This is a genomic window from Streptococcus penaeicida (assembly GCF_002887775.1).
Classification (GTDB): Bacteria; Bacillota; Bacilli; order Lactobacillales; family Streptococcaceae; genus Streptococcus; species Streptococcus penaeicida.
In genome coordinates this window covers 114,198-134,064 of sequence record NZ_LOCM01000024.1, presented here as the reverse complement: position 1 = coordinate 134,064, position 19,867 = coordinate 114,198, and the positions used below count along the sequence as shown (strand labels likewise).

General features: G+C 36.8%; 18 protein-coding genes and 4 pseudogenes. 20 read left to right on the top strand and 2 right to left on the bottom strand.

All coding sequences use genetic code 11. The features are described from left to right. The first annotated feature begins 58 nt into the window (after positions 1 to 58). The 6 genes and pseudogenes from AT575_RS06790 (at position 59) to greA (ending at position 8,596) form a co-directional block, all read left to right on the top strand. Positions 59 to 3,153, top strand: a pseudogene (locus AT575_RS06790) (pilus expression-regulating Snf2 family helicase). Between the two features lie 389 nt (positions 3,154 to 3,542). After that, positions 3,543 to 4,183, top strand: a pseudogene (zapJ, locus tag AT575_RS06785) (divisome accessory protein ZapJ). Between the two features lie 46 nt (positions 4,184 to 4,229). Then, positions 4,230 to 5,564, top strand: coding sequence for a UDP-N-acetylmuramate--L-alanine ligase (murC, locus tag AT575_RS06780; RefSeq protein WP_102777696.1), 1,335 nt, complete (start codon positions 4,230 to 4,232; stop codon positions 5,562 to 5,564). A 42-nt stretch (positions 5,565 to 5,606) separates the two neighbouring features. Then, positions 5,607 to 6,089 carry a GNAT family N-acetyltransferase gene (locus AT575_RS06775; protein WP_165778655.1) on the top strand — a complete coding sequence of 161 codons (483 nt, stop codon included), beginning with the start codon at positions 5,607 to 5,609 and terminating at the stop codon, positions 6,087 to 6,089. Positions 6,090 to 6,209: 120 nt separating this feature from the next. After that, entirely contained in the window at positions 6,210 to 8,042 is a 1,833-nt protein-coding gene (mltG, locus tag AT575_RS06770; RefSeq protein ID WP_245871503.1) for an endolytic transglycosylase MltG, read from the top strand. Between the two features lie 71 nt (positions 8,043 to 8,113). Further along, positions 8,114 to 8,596, top strand: a complete 483-nt coding sequence (gene greA, locus AT575_RS06765; RefSeq protein WP_003083977.1) for a transcription elongation factor GreA — start codon at positions 8,114 to 8,116, stop codon at positions 8,594 to 8,596. Positions 8,597 to 8,729: 133 nt separating this feature from the next. Here greA and yidC read toward each other — a convergent pair whose 3' ends face one another. Together yidC and AT575_RS06755 are read right to left on the bottom strand one after the other, a co-directional pair. Next, positions 8,730 to 9,659: a membrane protein insertase YidC gene (gene yidC, locus AT575_RS06760; protein ID WP_102777694.1), complete on the bottom strand. Its 930-nt coding sequence runs from the start codon at positions 9,657 to 9,659 to the stop codon at positions 8,730 to 8,732. Between the two features lie 82 nt (positions 9,660 to 9,741). Further along, positions 9,742 to 10,020 carry an acylphosphatase gene (locus AT575_RS06755; protein WP_102777693.1) on the bottom strand — a complete coding sequence of 93 codons (279 nt, stop codon included), beginning with the start codon at positions 10,018 to 10,020 and terminating at the stop codon, positions 9,742 to 9,744. Between the two features lie 103 nt (positions 10,021 to 10,123). Between AT575_RS06755 and AT575_RS06750 the strand changes: the two genes are divergently transcribed. The 14 genes and pseudogenes from AT575_RS06750 to yidD all read left to right on the top strand — a co-directional run bounded on the left by AT575_RS06750 (position 10,124) and on the right by yidD (position 19,702). Continuing rightward, a complete protein-coding gene (locus AT575_RS06750) occupies positions 10,124 to 10,861 on the top strand; it encodes a TrmH family RNA methyltransferase (protein ID WP_102777692.1) in 738 nt (245 codons plus the stop codon). Positions 10,862 to 10,897: 36 nt separating this feature from the next. Further along, positions 10,898 to 11,398 carry an HD domain-containing protein gene (locus AT575_RS06745; protein WP_102777691.1) on the top strand — a complete coding sequence of 167 codons (501 nt, stop codon included), beginning with the start codon at positions 10,898 to 10,900 and terminating at the stop codon, positions 11,396 to 11,398. A 20-nt stretch (positions 11,399 to 11,418) separates the two neighbouring features. Next, positions 11,419 to 12,107: pseudogene (locus AT575_RS06740) on the top strand (Bax inhibitor-1/YccA family protein). A gap of 106 nt (positions 12,108 to 12,213) precedes the next feature. Beyond that, positions 12,214 to 13,451, top strand: a pseudogene (locus AT575_RS06735) (diaminopimelate decarboxylase). Between the two features lie 93 nt (positions 13,452 to 13,544). Then, entirely contained in the window at positions 13,545 to 13,784 is a 240-nt protein-coding gene (locus AT575_RS06730; protein WP_102777690.1) for a YneF family protein, read from the top strand. Positions 13,785 to 13,957: 173 nt separating this feature from the next. After that, positions 13,958 to 14,752: a glutamate racemase gene (gene racE / locus AT575_RS06725; protein ID WP_102777689.1), complete on the top strand. Its 795-nt coding sequence runs from the start codon at positions 13,958 to 13,960 to the stop codon at positions 14,750 to 14,752. Next, positions 14,749 to 15,741: a nucleoside-triphosphate diphosphatase gene (locus AT575_RS06720; RefSeq protein WP_102777688.1), complete on the top strand. Its 993-nt coding sequence runs from the start codon at positions 14,749 to 14,751 to the stop codon at positions 15,739 to 15,741. Before racE ends, AT575_RS06720 begins: the two co-directional genes overlap by 4 nt. Then, positions 15,723 to 16,244, top strand: coding sequence for a metallophosphoesterase (locus tag AT575_RS06715; RefSeq protein ID WP_102777687.1), 522 nt, complete (start codon positions 15,723 to 15,725; stop codon positions 16,242 to 16,244). Before AT575_RS06720 ends, AT575_RS06715 begins: the two co-directional genes overlap by 19 nt. Continuing rightward, complete coding sequence (gene cbpB, locus AT575_RS06710) at positions 16,241 to 16,708, top strand: cyclic-di-AMP-binding protein CbpB (RefSeq protein WP_102777686.1); 468 nt, start codon at positions 16,241 to 16,243, stop codon at positions 16,706 to 16,708. Before AT575_RS06715 ends, cbpB begins: the two co-directional genes overlap by 4 nt. Continuing rightward, positions 16,701 to 17,447, top strand: coding sequence for a site-specific tyrosine recombinase XerD (gene xerD, locus AT575_RS06705; RefSeq protein ID WP_102777685.1), 747 nt, complete (start codon positions 16,701 to 16,703; stop codon positions 17,445 to 17,447). The genes cbpB and xerD overlap by 8 nt, the downstream gene beginning before the upstream one ends. Continuing rightward, positions 17,447 to 18,151: a segregation/condensation protein A gene (locus tag AT575_RS06700; protein ID WP_102777684.1), complete on the top strand. Its 705-nt coding sequence runs from the start codon at positions 17,447 to 17,449 to the stop codon at positions 18,149 to 18,151. Before xerD ends, AT575_RS06700 begins: the two co-directional genes overlap by 1 nt. Then, complete coding sequence (gene scpB, locus AT575_RS06695; protein ID WP_102777683.1) at positions 18,151 to 18,702, top strand: SMC-Scp complex subunit ScpB; 552 nt, start codon at positions 18,151 to 18,153, stop codon at positions 18,700 to 18,702. Before AT575_RS06700 ends, scpB begins: the two co-directional genes overlap by 1 nt. Before the next feature lie 38 nt (positions 18,703 to 18,740). Further along, positions 18,741 to 19,463: a pseudouridine synthase gene (locus AT575_RS06690; protein ID WP_071793604.1), complete on the top strand. Its 723-nt coding sequence runs from the start codon at positions 18,741 to 18,743 to the stop codon at positions 19,461 to 19,463. Then, positions 19,463 to 19,702, top strand: a complete 240-nt coding sequence (gene yidD / locus AT575_RS06685) for a membrane protein insertion efficiency factor YidD (RefSeq protein ID WP_102777727.1) — start codon at positions 19,463 to 19,465, stop codon at positions 19,700 to 19,702. Before AT575_RS06690 ends, yidD begins: the two co-directional genes overlap by 1 nt. Positions 19,703 to 19,867: the final 165 nt, after the last annotated feature.

The following is a 19,867-nucleotide window of genomic DNA, read 5'->3' as shown; positions in this document are numbered from 1 at the left end:
AGGAAATCTAGATGGCTTTTTGATATAATATAGGGATAATCTAAGAGGTGAGGAAGTTATGGCAAGATTAATTCCGGGTCGGATTCGTAATCAGGGAATTGACCTTTATGATCAAGGTTTAGTGTCCATCAGTCAAGAAGAAGACGGTCTTGTTGAGGCTGATGTCGATGGGTTTAAGCTAACGTATAGTATCGACGATAGCCTTGTTTCTTGTACGTGTGATTTTTTTCAAGCGAAAAAATATTGTCAGCATTTGGCAGCTTTAGAACATTTTTTGAAAAATAATGCTGAAGGCAAAGTTGTTGCTGAAAAATTAAACCATCAAACGGAATTTAAGGAAGAAAGGCAAAAATTAACGTCTTTTGGCAGTCTATTTTTGGACCACTTAAAAATGAATGAAGATGATACTATGCGCTATCGTCTTTCAGCATCTGGTAGTCGGAGTCCTTTTTCTTCCGATTTCTGGTGGTCTTTAAAGATTAACCGTTTGCCTGATGACCGTTCTTATGTTATTAGAGATATTAAAGGATTTTTATCCTTAATACAAAGTGAAGGCTTTTATCAGATTGGTAAGAATTACTATGAGCCTTTATCTTTAATCAAATTTGATCAGGCAAGTCAAGACTTGATTCAATTTCTATGGCGTCTAGCACCCAGTTGGGATAAGAGTGAGAACGCCCTTATTTTTCCAAATCATGCTCGTAACCTCTTTTTACCAAGTGGTTTATTTGAAGAAGGCATAGACCTTTTAACTAATCTTTATGACTTTAGTTTTGAAGGGCCAAGACAAACTTATAAACACCTCTACGTTAAGCCAATTGATGGGAGTGAAGGGCTCTTTCAATTTGCTGTGGAAGTGCATCGTAAATACATTAGCTTGCAAATCAAAGAAAAGAACATGCATTTCTTATTTGATAATGAGTATATTCTTTACCAAGATACTTTTTATCACTTAACCCTTAAACAAAGAAAACTGGTGTCAGCTATTCGAAATCTACCAATTGAAACAGATTTAAGTAAGCACATTGAGTTTCATTTAGATGACCAATCCAAGTTGGCTGCTAGTTTGCTTGATTTTCAAGAAATTGGTCAAGTTTTGGCGCCAAAGAGTTTTCAAATTAGAGATTTTGACCTTAAGGTCAATCTTGAGTTAGAAGCTCCCCAGCTAATAAAATCACAGTTGACCTTTGATTTTGGTCATCTTAAAGTCACTGACAAACAAGAATTAGATCACTTACCATTTACCAGTAATTATAAAAAAGAAGAAAAAATATACCGTGCTTTACGACATTTTGGCTTTGAGGGTCAGATGCAATCGTATAAGCAAATTTCTGGTCCACAGGATCTTTATCATTTCTTTACGGAAACCATACCTTATTTAGAAAAAATAGGTCAGGTTACCCTTTCAGAAGAGGTGGCAGAACTTCGCTTTTCAGAAGCACCAGAAATTGCTATAAATCGTAATGGCAGTCTCTTAGATATTTCTTTTGATTTTTCACAGGTTTTTGAATCGGATATTGATGATGCTTTAAAAGCTTTGTTTAATAACAACCCTTATTTTATTAATGATGCTGGGAAACTAGTCATTTTCGATGAAGATACGCAAAAAATTAGTCAATCACTGCAAGAGTTAAGGGCTAGACAGGTTGCTGATGGTCATTTACAAGTAGATGGTATTGCGGCAATCCAACTTTCACAAGCTTTTTCTCAGATGGACAATGTGCATTTTTCCCGTGAACTCGAGGAGCTTGTGGCAGATTTAAATGATCCTGACCGTTATATTCTTCCACAATTAGATATTAAGGCTCAAATTCGAGATTATCAGATTCAAGGGATAAAATGGCTATCTACTTTGGATAAATATGGTTTTGGCGGCATATTAGCCGATGACATGGGTTTGGGTAAGACCATCCAAACCATTGCTTTTCTAAGTAGCAAGCTAAAAGCAGATACAAAAATCTTAATCTTATCTCCTTCGAGTCTTCTTTATAACTGGTTTGATGAATTCCAAAAATTTGCTCCTGAGATTGATGTTGCTGTATCTTATGGGCTTAAGTCAGTTCGAGATATGGTCATTGAAGAGGACCATCAGGTGACTGTTACTTCCTATTCATCCTTCCGTCAAGACTTTGATCTCTATAAGTTAAAACATTATGATTATCTTATTTTGGATGAAGCACAGGTTATTAAAAATGCTCAAACCAAGATTGCTCAAAGCTTAAGAGCTTTCGATGTCAGCAATTGTTTCGCCTTATCTGGTACGCCTATTGAGAATAAACTGCTTGAAATCTGGTCGATTTTTCAAATTGTTTTGCCAGGCTTATTACCTTCTAAAAAAGACTTTTTGAAAATGGAAGCAGAAGAGGTTGCGCGATTTATTAAACCTTTTGTCATGCGCCGAAAAAAAGAGGACGTCTTGCCAGAATTGCCTGACTTGATTGAAATGACTTATCCAAATGAAATGTCGGATAGTCAGAAAGCTATTTATTTAGCACAATTACGCCAAATGCAAGACCGTATTCGTTCTTCTTCTGATTCGGACATTAACCGTCAAAAAATCGAAATCCTATCTGGGATTACTCGACTAAGACAGATTTGTGATACACCAAGTCTTTTCATGGATTACGAAGGTGAAAGTGGTAAATTAGAAAGCCTTCGAACCTTGCTTTTACAAATAAAAGAGAATGGTCATCGGGCCCTAATTTTCTCTCAATTTCGAGGGATGTTGGATATCGCTGAGCAGGATATTGCGTCACTAGGATTAACGTCATATAAGATTACCGGTTCAACCCCAGCTGATGAACGGCAGGAAATGACTCGGGCCTTTAACAATGGTTCCAAGGATGTTTTCTTGATTTCCTTGAAAGCCGGAGCGTCGGACTCAATCTAACTGGCGCTGATACGGTTGTCTTGATTGACCTTTGGTGGAATCCAGCTGTGGAAATGCAGGCTATTAGTCGGGCTCACCGGATTGGTCAGAAGGAGAATGTTGAGGTTTTTCGTTTGATCACACGTGGCACGATTGAGGAAAAAATCTTAGAATTGCAAGAAAATAAAAGGAATTTGGTAACAACAGTCTTAGATGGCAATGAAAGTCGTGCTAGCATGACTGTTGAAGAAATCAAAGAAATATTGGGTCTGGATAAGGATTAATTTATTGGGACTATTAGAATTTTGTTTTCGTTATTTTTGGTTGGGACACTGTGACGTCTTAATCTAGGCTACGATAGATGTTTATGCTACTAATAAAATGGAGAATTATCTGTTTATTTGTGAGATTTAATTTATAAGTAACATTAGATTTGATTATTAGTTTCTGGTGAAGACGTAAATTCTGCTAGCGCAGCTGATTTTGTTCTTATTTTATAGTAAAAACCTAATGTCTGAAGAAATCGTATCTTCAGGCATTTTTTTGAAAAAATGAGAAAATGGAAAAATTGTAAGGAAATTTGCTCTTTCAAGCCTTTATTTGGGGGAAAGTTTTGAAAAATATGGATAATTAGTTTATAATAGGGAATGCTATAGGAAGGAAGGAAATGTCAATGATTAAAGGTCAATTTCCACTAGTTGCGGACGGTGAACCCATTATTGAAGAAGGTCGTCATATGCATTTATATGAAAATGAGGACTTGATTAGTAATATTCATGGTTTCTATCAAGACAAAGATTACGATGATGTTACGCGTGATTTTGCTTTTGTCAACCCTGCAAAACCTGAGGTAGCACAGCCAAATCGTTTTCAAACTATCGATGAGGGACGCAATTATGCTGAGGAAGCTCGCAAACGTGCCCGTAAAGAGTTAAAAGAAAAACGACAAGCTCATCTGGCTAAAGAGATGGCCTACAACCAAGCTAATCATAGCAATCATTCTAGTAAGGCCAGTTCTTATAATGCACCGCTTGAAAAAACAGTACCTGAAAAGAAAATTTTGGCTTCCAAGATAGAGATAGTAAGTGGAGTCACCTGACAGAAAAATTAGAGCAAGATTCATACATTCTTGCGGAAATCCCCGTTCAGTACAAGGAACCTCAGTCTGCTAATCAGGGTCAGGCACCAGTTAAGAAAAACAATTACGACTTTTTAAAACGAAGTCAAATCTATAACAATCAAGAAACACGCTTACAGAGAGAAAAAACAATTGCTCAAGAATTAAATTTAACACGCTTAGATGATGTTTATTAAGCTGTTGGTATTATTGGTGTCTTGAGAAAATCTAAAAGGAGTTAAAATGTCGTCTAAATCTTATTATTTTATCGGAATTAAAGGGTCTGGCATGAGTGCCTTAGCACTTATGTTGCACCAAATGGGTCATAAAGTTCAAGGGAGTGATGTTGAAAAATATTACTTTACGCAACGTGGACTTGAAAAAGCTGGTATTGAAATCAAACCTTTCAGTAGAGACAATATTTCTGCAGAGATGGAAATTATTGCTGGTAATGCCTTCCGTAAAGATAACAATGAAGAGTTAGCTTATGCCATTGAAAATAATATTCCTTTTAAACGTTATCATGAGTTTTTAGGTGAATTTATGAAACAATTTACCAGTTTTGGTGTTGCTGGTGCCCATGGTAAAACATCAACGACAGGTCTTTTAGCTCATGTTTTAAAGAATATTACTGATACATCATACTTGATTGGTGATGGGACTGGTCGTGGTTCTGCCAATGCTCAATACTTTGTTTTTGAGTCTGATGAGTATGAACGTCATTTTATGCCATATCATCCTGAATATTCTATTATTACCAATATTGACTTTGACCATCCAGACTATTTTACTGGTATTGAAGACGTCTTTTCAGCTTTCAACGATTACGCTAAACAAGTTCAAAAAGCCTTATTTGTTTATGGTGAAGATGAAGAGTTGAAAAAAATCACTGCTAATGCTCCAATTTATTACTATGGTTTTGATGACAAGAATGACTTTGTTGCCTTCGATATTACGCGGACAACAAACGGCTCTGATTTCAAAGTCAAGCATGATGATCAAGTGATCGGTCAGTTCCACGTGCCTGCTTATGGTCGCCATAACATATTAAATGCAACAGCTGTTATTGCTAACTTGTATGTTGCAGGTATTGATATGGACTTGGTTGCAAAACATATGGTCACTTTTGGTGGGGTTAAACGTCGTTTCACTGAAAAAATTATCAATGAAACCATCATCATTGATGACTTTGCTCACCATCCAACTGAAATTGTTGCAACTATTGATGCTGCTCGTCAAAAATACCCAAGTCGTGAGATTGTGGCTATTTTCCAACCTCATACCTTTACACGGACAATCGCTTTGCTGGATGAGTTTGCTCAGGCCTTAAATGAAGCGGACAGTGTTTATTTAGCTCAAATTTATGGCTCAGCGCGTGAAGTTGATAAAGGTGAAGTTAAAGTTGAGGATTTAGCGGCAAAAATTATCAAACCTGCTAAAGTGGTTGCCGTTGAGAATGTCTCACCATTGTTAGATCATGATAATGCTGTTTATGTTTTCATGGGAGCTGGAGATATCCAACTTTATGAACGTTCTTTTGAAGAACTTTTAGCAAACCTAACGCATAATAACCAATAAAAAATCCTGCCTCTGGCAGGTTTTCTGTTAGAAAGGAACATCATGCTGATTAGACATGTCGAAGAGAAGGATTGGCCTTTTGTTCACGCTATTGAAGCAGCCAATTTTTCACCAGAAGAAGCAGCCTCTGCAGAGGTTATTTTAGCTAGAACGCAAGTGAATCCCGATACTTTTCTGGTCGCTGTGCTTGATGGCCAAATTGCTGGTTATATTGAAGGTCCGGTTGTTGTTGAACCTAAGTTAGAAGATCATCTATTTCACGGCAGTCAAAAGAATCCAGAAAGTGGCGGCTATATTGCTATTACCAGTCTTTCCATTTCTCCTAAGTTTCAAAAGCAAGGGATTGGGACGGCTTTACTTGCTGCTATGAAAGATTTGGCAGTTGCTCAAAAGCGTCAAGGTATTATTCTAACCTGTCATGATTATTTGATCTCATATTATGAATTAAATGGTTTTAAGAATTTGGGTCTTTCAGATTCTAATCATGGCGGTGGTATCTGGTACGATATGCTTTGGCAGCCCTAAGAAAGGCATTGAGCAAATACCTTTAAAAGTATTAAAAATGAGTAACAAATAAGGGAAATAATTGCTTTTATGCTGGTTTTGGGTTATAATTGCGATTGATTACGTTTAGGAGGACTTGCTTTGACCGATTTTAAAGATGATGGCCAAGAGTCTCAGAAGAAAATGAGCTTCAAGGAGCACATTTTAGCTGAACTTGAAAAAGCTAATCAAATTCGCAAAGAAAAAGAAGAAGAACTTCTTCAGCAAGACTTAAAAGCAGAAGAATTAAAACTGAAAGAGCGCGAAGCTGAAGAGGCAAGGCAAAAGACAGTCGCTCTCTATAATGATTATCAAGAAGAAATGGCTAAATCAGTCGAAAACAGTCAAGATTCTGTTCATGAAAGTGAACAAGAGACTGAAAATCAGTCTGAAATGGATGCTAACGAAAGCCTACTAGGATTTGAGGAAAGTAGTGTTTCTAGTGAGTCAGAAGTTCTGGAGACATCTGAGATTGATGGCTCTGAGGATTTTGATTCACAATCCTTTTCACATTCTGAATCTGTTATCCAATCAGATGACTCTCAAGAGTTAGAAAAAGATTCACTAGTAGGAAGTGATTTATCGGAAACAATTCCATTTACACCGATTACTATTTTAAATCCGGCTGACATTGGTGTTGCTTTAGAAGATAACCAAGAAGAAGAAACACGTGAATCAAGGCCTAGTCAACCTATACAGGAAGAACAAGCTCATTTTACTTCTGATATAGACATAAACCATGATGAAGCATCTGAGGCTTCACATACAGTTGGAGGTTTAGTGAAGAAAAGAAATAGTAAGCGGCAAGAGACTGATCGAGTGGCTAAGAAAATTTCAATGGTACTTATATCGTCCATTTTAGCAATTATCGTGATTATCGCATTAGCGACCTCGCTATTTGTCTATAATGCTGTTAATCCAGTCGATAAAAAAGATGACAAATATGTACAGGTTGAGATTCCAGCTGGATCAGGTAATAAATTGATTGGTCAAGTTCTCGAAGAAAATGGCTTAATTAAGAGCGGTACTGTCTTCAACTTCTATACAAAGTTCAAGAATTTTTCTAATTTCCAAAGTGGCTATTACAACCTTCAAAAGAGTATGTCACTTGATGAAATTGCCAGAGCATTGCAAAAGGGTGGTAATGATAAGCCAACTAAACCAGTCCTAGGAAAAATCCTAATACCTGAAGGCTATACGATTAAACAAATTAGTAAAGCTGTTACCGATAATAGTAATACCAAATCGACAAAAGATAAAACGCCATTTAAGTCACAAGACTTTTTAAACTTGATTCAGGATGAAACCTTCATTAAGGAAATGGTAAAAAAATACCCTCGCTTGTTGTCTAGTCTTCCTAAAAAAGAAGATGCTGTTTATCAATTAGAAGGCTACTTATTCCCTGCAACTTATGACTATTATAAAGATACAGACATTCGTTCTTTAGTTGATGAAATGTTAGCAACGACAGATGCTACTTTGTCTCCTTATTATGATAGTATTGAAGCTAGTGGAAAAACAGTGAATGAAGTCTTAACTTTAGCGTCACTTGTTGAAAAAGAAGGCTCTACAGATGAGGATCGTCGTGATATCGCAAGTGTCTTCTACAATCGTCTCCAAAATGGTATGGCCTTGCAATCAAATATTGCAATATTATATGCAATGAATAAACTTGGCGATAAAACAACGCTAGCTGAAGATGCCGCGATTGACACAACGATTAAGTCGCCTTATAATATTTATACGAATACTGGTTTAATGCCTGGTCCAGTAGATAGCCCAAGTCTATCTGCAATTGACGCAACAGTCAAACCTGCAAATACCGATTATTTATACTTTGTTGCCAATGTTAAGACAGGTGAGGTCTTCTACGCCAAAACCTACGAAGCACATTCAGCAAATGTTGAAAAATATGTAAACAACCAAATTCAGTAAAATACAAACATGATGCCTGTGGCATCATGTTTGTATTTCTGAATACTTTAATATATAGAAAAGAGAAAAAAATGGCTGAAAAAACTTATCCAATGACGGAAATTGAAAAAGAACAATTAGAAAAAGAATTAGAAGAGTTAAAATTAGTTCGACGTCCAGAAGTTGTTGAACGGATTAAAATTGCCCGTTCTTATGGTGACTTATCAGAGAACTCTGAATATGACGCTGCTAAAGATGAACAAGCTTTTGTTGAAGGGCAAATCTCTACGCTCGAAACAAAAATTCGTTTTGCAGAAATTATTGATTCAGATGCAGTTGCAAAAGACGAAGTTGCAATCGGTAAAACAGTTGTCGTTCAAGAAGTTGGTACAAATGATAAAGATACTTATCATATTGTGGGATCTGCTGGAGCAGATATCTTCTCAGGAAAAATTTCAAATGAAAGTCCAATTGCTCAAGCCTTAATCGGTAAGAAAAAAGGTGATAAGGCTCAAATCGTTTCACCTGCAACAACATATGAAGTTGAAATTGTTAGTGTTGAAAAAACAAAATAAGAAGGTTGCTGAATTCAGCGCTTTTTATTTTGCTTAAATAAATAAGTGAAAAACATTTTCATTAATATTCATCGCTACGGTGAAAATAAGAAAGCTAAAAGCCTTCACTTTCTAGCGTGAAGGCTTTTTAAGGTTATTTACGTCGTTTTTGTTTACCGGCATTTCGGTTTGACTTATTAGGACGAGTATTTTGAGGAATAGAATTACTTGCTTTTGCAGGGGTAACATCTTTTCGGTTTTGATTAGCTTTTCCGACTTTCGGAGGATTTTTTTCAAATTCTTCAGCAATTTGCTTACGAAGACGAGGTTTAATCAGGTAAGTTGTGATTAATTGTTGGATGATACTGAAGAAACCACCGACCAACCAATAGAGTCCAACACCTGCTGGTAAGCTCATTGTCATGAAAATCATCATGATTGGCATGGTGTACATCATTGTTTTCATCTGTTGTCTTTGTGCTTCATCAACAGCTTGCATTGATAACCATGATTGGAAGAAGTAAAGTACTGCGATAATTGCAGTTAGAACTAAGCTACGACTACCTAGGTCAATCCCCATAAATGTAGATGTTGAAATCCCTTTTGTATGAAGAGCTGCAAAATACATTGCGGAGAAGAAGGGCATTTGAATTAACAATGGCAGACATCCCATGCCACCAAGCATGTTGATGCCATTTTCTTTTTGGGCAGCCATTAATTCTGATTGGGCAGCAAATTTTTCTTCTTGTGTTGTCGCATTTTTCATGCGTTGATTGATTGGATCAAAAACAGGTTTCAAGTAAGCCATCTTCTCTGATTGGTAGCTTGCCTTTTGTGATTGATATAATCCTAATGGAAGAATGATGGTACGGACGATAATGGTAACGATGATGATTGCCAAACCAAAACCTAAGCCCATGTTATTTGCAAAGTACTCAATAAAGTGGGACATTGGCTTACCTAGCATATCCCAAATAATTCCTTTAGGATTTCCTTGTTTATCTCTGCTGACACAGCCTGTTAAAGTAAACAGAATAGATAATGCCATACCAGAAAAGAGTATGCGATTTAATTTAATTTTCAATGTGATTTTCCTTTAATTTTTAATATACCTATCTATTTTACTTTTTTTTTGGCAATTTAACAATACTTCCACAGGCTGATTTTTAATTGGTCATTTTAAAGTCATCATAGTCTTGAAAATTATCCATCTTGACATCGACATAAGTGACTTTAGCCCATTTGGAGGGTCCTTTACGAATTTCTTGAATAAATTTAGCCATCTTTTGAGAGTTATCAGATTGGGCCAGAATTTCAACTGTGCCATCGTCATTATTCCATACGCGACCACGAATATCACCTATCTGTAGTGCGAGAGCGTAGGTTGAATACCGAAAGCCAACACCCTGAACTTTACCAGAAACAATCATGCGAACTTTTTTCATCCTTAAGCCTCCTTCTTTCATATTATAACACAATATTTCTTTCCAAAAAGAAAAACCAAGTGCCTGAAATCAGGTCTTCAGGAAGGTATGATATAATAGAGCTATGAAAATAAGTTCTAAAGCAAATCCAACCATTAAAGAAGCTAAAAAGCTCTTGCAAAAAAAACATCGAAAAAACTCTTATCTCATTGAGGGCTGGCATCTTTACCAAGAAGCTAAAGCTGCACAACATCAAATCCTTAAAATTTTTGTTCTTGAGGAAATGAAAGACCAGATAAATGAACAAAACAATGTCTATTTGGTGACGCCAGAAGTCTTGAAAGAGTTAACAGAATCCCCAAGTCCCCAAGGTATAATTGTAGAAGTTGCTATGCGTAAAGAAGTGCTACCAAAACTTGCCAAAGGAAAATTTTTACTCCTTGAAGATGTTCAGGATCCTGGTAACTTAGGGACTATGATAAGGACTGCGGATGCTGCGCAATTCGATGGCGTTATCCTTTCTGAAAAGTCAGCTGATATCTATAATCAAAAAACACTAAGATCCATGCAAGGTAGCCATTTTCATTTACCTATCTGGCGAACTAATGTCTATGACTTTTGTCAAGAGATTAAGGCACAAGGCATGTCCATTTTAGCCACAACCCTATCCAATAAGTCTGTTGACTATAAAGAACTCCCTTCTTACTCAGATTTTGTACTCGTCATGGGGAACGAGGGTCAAGGGATTAGTGGTGAAATGGCCGAGCTGGCTAGTCAGCTGGTCCATATAAACATGCCTGGTCAAGCAGAAAGTCTAAACGTGGCTGTCGCTGCAGGAATTGTCATTTTCAGCTTGATTTAAGGGAATATGTTATAATACCTACACGAGGTGATAATTATGGATTATACTAATGACCGCGAATTTATGGAACACGTTGGACACCTAATTGACCATCCCCGCTTCCAAAAATTAGAATCAATTGTTCAACACCATCATTCTACCCGATTGGAACATTCAATCAATGTAGCCTATACCAGTTATAAGTTAGCAAAAAAATTTGGCTGGGATGCTAAAAGTACAGCTCGTGGAGGCTTACTTCACGATTTCTTTTACTATGATTGGCGTATTACCAAATTTAATAAAAGCCATGCATGGGTTCATCCGCGTATTGCATTACGAAATGCCAAAAAATTGACGGATATTAATCAACGGGAAGAAGATATCATTTTGAAACATATGTGGGGAGCCACAGTAGCTTTTCCCAAATATCGTGAAAGTTATATCGTAACCATGGTTGATAAGTATTGGGCAGTAAAGGAAGCTGCAACACCAATGCGTAATCGTTGGGCCAATCGTCGTTTTTTTAAACGGAAAACCTTAAATAGTCATAATCGATAAAGATAAGAGGAGAATTTACTATGAACGATCATTTAATTTATACCGAAACAGATTCGGGACTTAACCGATTCTTTGCCAAAATTTATGGCCTAGTTGGAATGGGCGTAGCTTTATCAGGCTTTGTCTCATTCCTAATGCTCTATCCTTTTAGAGATAACATGTTTGCTATTATTGCCAACCACCCTTTTATCTATTATGGAGCCATAATCCTAGAACTTGTCTTAGTCTTTGTAGCAAGTGCAGCAGCAAACCGTAACACGCCAATGGCCTTACCTTTGTTTTTATTCTATTCAGCTTTAAATGGCTTTACGCTTAGCTTTATTATTGCTGTTTATACGCAAACAACAGTTTTTCAAGCTTTTGTCTCATCGGCAGCTGTTTTCTTCGCCATGTCAATGATTGGTATCTTTGTCAAAAAAGATTTGTCTGGCTTCCGTAAAGCCTAATGGCAGCCCTCATTGGAATTATTATTGCCAGTGTGGTTAACATTTTCATGGGAAGTGGAGGCATGAACTTTATCATTTCTATTGTTTCAGTTTTCATTTTCTCTGGTTTAATTGCAGTTGACAATAATAGAATTAAAACAGTTTATCAAGCTACAAATGGTCAGGTTAATGATGGTTGGGCTATTTCAATGGCATTAAGCCTATACTTAGACTTTATTAACTTATTTATCAGCTTGCTTCGCATCTTTGGCCGCAACGATTAATAGTTACAAAACAACTAGTCTCTTTTAGAGGCTAGTTGTTATTCTATCTTAATGAGCAAACTTGTGGTATACTTACTCTAATATTTTGAAAATTCGGAGAATAGCTATGAAAGAACCATTTATCAGTTTAGAAGCTTTAGAGGATATTTGCCAAGATTACCCAACGCCATTTCATCTTTATGATGAAAAAGGAATCCGCGAAAAAGCGCGTGCACTTAATCAAGCCTTTGCCTGGAATCCGGGTTTCAAAGAATATTTCGCGGTTAAAGCTACTCCGACACCAGCTATATTAAAGATCTTACAAGAAGAAAATTGCGGGGTGGATTGTGCAACGGAAGTGGAATTAATGATGAGTAAGGAACTTGGGTTTAGCGACATCATGTTTTCATCAAACAATACCCCAGCGCGAGAATATCAATATGCACAGTCTATTGGAGCAACAATTAATTTAGATGCTTACGAACAAATTGCTTTCCTAGAAGAGGTCATCGACCTGCCTGACCGTCTTTCTTTAAGGTATAATCCCGGAGGTGTCTTCGCGTTAGGTACCGAAATCATGGATCATCCCCAAGACTCAAAGTTTGGCATGACAAAAGCTCAGCTTTATAGAGGACTATCAGAACTCAAAGAAAAAGGTGTTTCTTCCTTAGGCATTCACTCCTTTCTAGCCTCAAACACGGTTACCAATGATTACTACCCAGAATTAGCTAAAGAACTCTTTCAATTGGCAGTTGATATCAAAAATGACTTAGGGATTTCCTTAGATTTCATCAACTTATCTGGTGGGATTGGTGTCAATTATCGACCAGAAGAAGTTGCCAACGATATTGCAATTATTGGCCAAGGCGTCAAAGAAGTCTATGATGCTATCCTAGGAGAAAATGGCTTGGGTCATATTGCTCTATACACAGAGTTAGGACGCTTTATGTTAGCACCACATGGTCATTTAATAACCAAAGTCCTTCATCGTAAAGAAACCTACAAAAAATATGTGGGTGTTGATGCCTCAGCTGTTAACTTGCTGAGACCAGCCATGTATGGCTCTTATCACCACATTACAAATCTTTCAAATCCTGATGGAGGCATTGAAATAGTCGATGTTGTTGCTCTTTATGTGAAAACAACGATAAATTTGCCAAAGATCGTTCTCTCCCTCAAGTTCGACCAAATGACTTATTGGTTATTCATGATACAGGAGCTCATGGATTCTCAATGGGCTACCAATATAACGGTCGTCTGCGGTCGGCAGAAATCCTCTTACAGGAAAATGGACAGGCCAGACTGATTAGACGGGCCGAGGTAGCGGAGGACTATTTTGCCACAATCAGAGGATTTGATTTCTAAAATCCGTCTAGTCCAAAGAGCAAATGTCATTTGTATAAAAGCAATAATTTTGGTATAATGAGTGGAATAAAAAACTAGGAGAATTCAAAGAAAATGTCAACAACTTTATGGATTTTATTAATAATTGTCGCACTTGCAGGTGGTTTATTTGGTGGTATGTTTATTGCCCGCAAACAAATTGAAAAAGAATTGGGTGAACATCCACGTTTAACACCGGAAGCTATCCGTGAAATGATGAGCCAAATGGGCCAAAAACCTAGCGAAGCAAAAATCCAACAAACCTACCGTAATATCGTTAAACAATCTAAGGCTGCTGCAGCTAAAGGAAAATAATTGTCATTTGAGTTGTTCTACAATTACTTATGGCCTTGTGAACAGTCATTGCAATAAGACGCTTGTAAACTTTTTATTTTCGAGAGGTAGTGTCAACTGTTCAGAGTTGGAAAAAAAGCTCAGTTGGCGACTTGCGGCTGAGTTTTTTTCGTGTCAATTAGGAAGTAGTAAAAATGGATAATAGACCGATAGGTTTTTTGGATTCAGGGGTTGGTGGTTTAACAGTTGTCCGAGAGTTAAGACGGCAATTGCCCTACGAGCAAATTGTTTATGTAGGTGATTCTGCACGGGCTCCTTATGGTCCAAGACCAGCAGAGCAAATTAGAGAATATACATGGGAATTAGTTAATTTCTTACTGACTAAAAATGTTAAGATGATTGTCTTTGCTTGTAATACAGCGACAGCTGTTGCCTGGGAAGAAGTCAAAGAAGCCTTAGACATACCTGTTTTAGGCGTGATCCTCCCTGGTTCTAGCGCTGCTATTAAAGCAACAAGAAACGGTAAGGTAGGGGTTATTGGCACACCAATGACGGTTAGTTCAGATATTTACCGGCAAAAAATTCAACTTCTGGCGCCTCAAGTTGCTGTTCAAAGCTTGGCCTGTCCTAAATTTGTTCCAATTGTTGAATCAAATGAGACTGGTTCAAGTGTTGCCAAAAAAGTTGTCTATGAGACGTTGGCACCATTAGTTGGAAAAGTTGATACCTTAGTTTTAGGCTGTACCCATTATCCTTTATTACGCCCTATTATACAAAATGTAATGGGCCCAAAAGTGACTCTAATTGATAGTGGTGCTGAGTGCGTTCGTGATATCTCAGTCCTCCTAAATTACTTTCAAATTAATGCTAGTCGAACTGAGCGTGACTTAGACCATACTTATTACACAACAGCAGGGATTGATAGCTTTCAAATCATTGCTAATTCTTGGTTAAAAGAAGAAATACATGTGGAGCACATAAGCTTATGACAGAAAAAATTTACGAATACAGAGATAATGAGAATTGGTTTATTGGGAAATGGCAGGGCTATAACACCATCATCGCCTTAGATGATATAATTGGTGACCGCTTTAACTCATTAAATCTTAAGCTGGCGCCTCTGAACACAAATGATATTGAAGAAGACTGGGAAAATTATGGATACACAATCACAGTTATCAAAAAATCTTCAGATTTTGCTTTAGTTCAATTTGTCTTAGAGATGATTAATCAAGAAATAGGGCGACATCTTGAAGTTCTTGAACATCAAGGTGCCCTTCTCATTTGTGAAAACCAGCAGGTTTTAGAGGTGGTCATGCCTGAAGAAGGACTTCCCTTAAAAGCTTTCTTCAATATGGACACTCTTGCTATGGAGAAAAAAATCTTAATAGCAACACATAATAAAGGAAAGACAGAAGAATTCCGTAAAATGTTTGGTCAATTAGGCTACGAAGTTGAAGACTTAAATGACCATCCTGAATTACCAGAAGTCGCCGAAACTGGAGTAACCTTTGAAGAAAATGCTCGGTTGAAAGCAGAAACGATTTCAGAATTAACTGGAAAAATGGTTATCGCCGATGACTCAGGCCTGAAAGTTGATATTTTGGGTGGTATGCCCGGTGTTTGGTCAGCTCGTTTCTCTGGACCAGATGCGACTGATGAAGCAAATAATGCAAAATTATTGCATGAATTAGCCATGGTTTTTGAGCAAAAAGATCGTTCGGCTCAGTTTCATTCAACCTTAGTTGTAGCTGCACCAGGAAAGGAAAGTTTAGTAGTCGAAGCTGACTGGCCTGGCTACATTGCATTCCAACCTAAAGGGGAAAATGGCTTTGGCTATGATCCGCTCTTTATCGTTGGTGAAACCGGTAAACACTCTGCAGAGCTAAGCGCGGACGAAAAGAATAGCATTTCTCACCGTGGTTTAGCCTTTAAAAAGTTAGTGGAGGAATTTCCATCATGGCAAGCAAAACGATAATTGTAATGAGTGACTCTCACGGTGACCGTGACATTGTAGAATCTGTTAAAAATCACTATCTTGGTAAAGTGGATGCCATTTTTCACAATGGAGACTCTGAACTCAAAAGTTCGGATTCCCTCTGGCAAGGTATTTATGTTGTTGGCGGAAATTGTGATTATGATAAAGGCTATCCACAAGATAATATCATTCGACTAGATGACCTAACTATCGTTCAAACACATGGCCATCATTATCAAATCAATTTTACCTGGGATAAATTAGATTATTTTGCCCAAGAAGCTCAGGCTGATATCTGTCTCTATGGGCACCTTCATAGACCAGCAGCTTGGCAAATGGGAAAAACACTCTTTGTTAATCCTGGAAGTCTCTTACTACCAAGAGGTGAAGTAGATGAGAAACTTTATGTTAAAATGATGATTGATGATAATCAATTTTCAATCACTTTCTATAATCGGGAGCATCAACTATACCCATCTTTGTCTAAGGAATTTAAACGATGATCGCAAAAGAATTTGAAGATTTTATTTTACAACATTTAGTTAACTACTTAATTCCTGCAGACGATTTAGCGATTTTTATTGATACTCATAATTCTGATCATGTCATGCTTTTATTAGTAAATAATGGTTTTTCCCGCGTTCCTGTATTGACAAAGGACCGCCAGTATAGAGGAACGATTAGTATTTCTGATATTTTAAATTATCAAGTTAAGAATCAATTGACGGATTGGGAATTAAATCAGACAGACATCGGTGAAATGGTTAATACAAAAATTGAAGCCATTCCAATGACCTCAAGTCTTACACACATCATGCATAAGTTAGTTGATTATCCTTTTTTACCTGTAGTTAATGAGAAAAACTTATTTGTTGGTATCATCACTCGAAAATCAATTCTAAAAGCATTAAATAGTCTTCTCCATGATTTTACCGACGATTATAGCATTGAGAAAAAACATGATTGATTTAATTGAAACATTTCTAGCCACAAAAGAACTTTCAATAGCAAGCAAATCAGCCTACCGTTATGATTTGTTGCAATTTGTTGATATTGTTAACGAGAAAATGAGTTCAGAGAAAATGAGACGCTATCAATTAGAGGTTTCTGGACTAAGTGATGCTGCTAGAAGACGAAAGTTCTCAACAGTTAATCAATTTCTCTATTTTCTGTATCAAATATCATACTTAAATGTTTATTTTCATATTGACGAGATAATTAGACAAGATAAACCTAAACCTGAGCTTACTGATACAATTACGTCTGTAAATTTCTTGCAAGAAACGGGACAGAAAAGGGGTCAATTAATTGCCTTATTAATTCTTGAGTTAGGCTTACTTCCCAATGAAATTGCAAACTTAAAGGTTGAAAATTGCCTGTTAGACTTGCAGATGGTAAAAATTGAAACAAATAGACAACAAAGGGTTTTAGAAATTCCCAAAAAATTACTACCATTAATGGAAATTTTTGTTAATCAGAAGCAAGTTTATTTGTTTGATCATCAGGGGAAGCCATTTTCACGGCAATGGTTTTATAAGGAACTAAAAGCCTTCCTAAAAAGTCTAGACTTAGAAGAAGTGACAGCCCAAGATTTAAGAAGGCATTTCATTATGAAGGAAAAATCAAAAGGGAAATCAATTCTGGCGATTAGCCAGCAATTAGGATTGAAGAGTCCTGTAACACTAGAAAAGTATTTTAAAGACTAATGGATATAAAATTAAAAGATTTTGAAGGACCTCTGGATTTATTACTTCACTTGGTTTCAAAATATCAGATGGATATTTATCAGGTGCCAATTGTAGAAGTGATTGAGCAATACCTTGCCTATATTGAAACCTTACAAGCTATGAAACTTGAACTTGCAGGTGAATATATGGTCATGGCTAGTCAGCTCATGTTGATAAAAAGTCGTCGCCTCCTTCCCAAAATTGTTGAAGCTGAGCCGGATGAAGATGATCCTGAAATTGACCTCTTATCAAAAATTGAAGAATACAGTCGCTTTAAAGAACTTAGTAAAGCTTTAGGTAAACAACATGACCAGAGAGCACTTTACTACTCAAAACCAAAGTTAGAACTCATTTTTGAAGATACAGTTTTAAAAGAAGATAAAAATGTCACTGATCTCTTTTTAGCCTTCTCAAAAATCATGACTGTTAAGCAGGAAGAATTCAAGCAAAATCATACGGTTATTGAACGGGAAGATTTTCGAATTGAAGATATGATGCAACACTTGGAAGGGAAATTAACTTCTAAAAAAGAAGTCTTATTGACAGAAGTTTTTCAAGAATGTACTAGCTTAAATGAGGTTATTACCTTATTTTTAGCAACTTTAGAATTAATTAAGGTGCAAGTAGCAAGAGTTTATCAAAGTGAAAATTTTGCTGATATTATATTAACAAAGGAAATGTAATGACTTATTTACCACAAATTGAAGCGTTACTTTTTGTTGCTGGTGAGGAAGGTCTCAGTTTACGACAGCTGGCAAACCTAACCAACTTATCACCCACAGCCCTGCAACAACAAGTTGACAAATTAAAGGAAAAATATGAAAATGATCAGGATTCAGCACTTTGTTTGATTGAATCTTCTCAGACCTTTAAGTTGGTTACAAAGGATGCTTATGCCGAATTATTACGAACGTTTGCTAAAGCTCCTATTAACCAAAGTTTATCCAGAGCAAGTTTAGAAGTCCTTTCAATTATCGCTTATAAACAGCCTATTACTAGGCTTGAAATTGACGATATCAGAGGTGTCAACTCAAGTGGGGCACTTAGTAAATTAATTGCTTTTGAATTGGTTAAGGAAGCTGGCAAAAAAGAGGTTATCGGTCGTCCTAATTTATATGCAACCACTGATTATTTCCTAGACTACATGGGGATTAATCACTTAGATGAATTATTAGACGTGTCTAATCTCGAAATCGAAGATCAGGAAACAGCCTTGTTTCATAATAATGATTAAGATAGAACCTCTGGTATTCCCAAAAGAAAAGAGAAAAAATGAGAATTAACAAATTTATAGCTCACGCTGGTGTGGCTAGTCGTCGTAAAGCGGAAGAGCTGATTAAAGCCGGATTAGTAACAGTAAATGGACAGGTTGTGACTGATTTGGCCACAACTATCAAATCTGGTGATCAGGTTGAAGTCGAAGGTAGCCCAATATACAATGAAGAGAAGGTTTACTATCTCCTTAATAAGCCACGTGGCGTTATTTCCAGTGTCTCCGATGATAAAGGGCGCAAAACGGTAATTGATTTATTGCCACAAGTTAAGGAACGGATTTACCCTGTTGGTCGCCTTGACTGGGATACTTCTGGGCTTTTGATTTTGACTAATGATGGCGATTTTACGGATAAAATGATTCACCCTCGGAATGAAATCGATAAAGTCTATTTAGCTCGAGTTAAAGGTATTGCCACTAAGGAGAATCTTCGTCCTTTGACACGAGGTGTTGTCATCGATGGTAAGAAAACAAAACCAGCTCGTTACAATATCATTCGTGTAGAAGCTGATAAAAATCGTTCGATTGTTGAGTTAACAATTCATGAAGGTCGTAATCACCAAGTTAAGAAAATGTTTGAATCAGTTGGACTCTTAGTTGATAAATTATCACGGACGCAATTTGGTACCTTGGATTTAACTGGTTTGAGACCAGGTGAAGCAAGACGTCTTAATAAAAAAGAAGTTAGTCAACTCCATAATGCTGCTGTCACCGATAAATGATTAATACTTTCTTAATCGCCTTGGTGCGTTTTTATCAGAAATTCATTTCTCCCATCTTTCCACCGTCATGTCGCTATCGGCCAACCTGTTCGAGCTATATGATTCAGGCTATTGAAAAGCATGGACTTAAAGGAGTTTTAATGGGTATTGCACGGATTTTACGCTGTCACCCATTTGTTGAAGGGGGAGAGGATCCTGTTCCTAACCACTTTAGCCTGAAACGCAATAAAAATCACTAAAATCAGCATTTTTTTAAAAGATTTTTATTGACATGGCTTGTCAAAGTGTTATAATAACAAATAAGTATTCGTTGGTTTAAATCAAACCTGTTATGATTTAAGTTAACGAATCACCACCAACCACATTGTTTGCTGAGCTTGACTCCGGGCAGTGTGGTTTTTTGA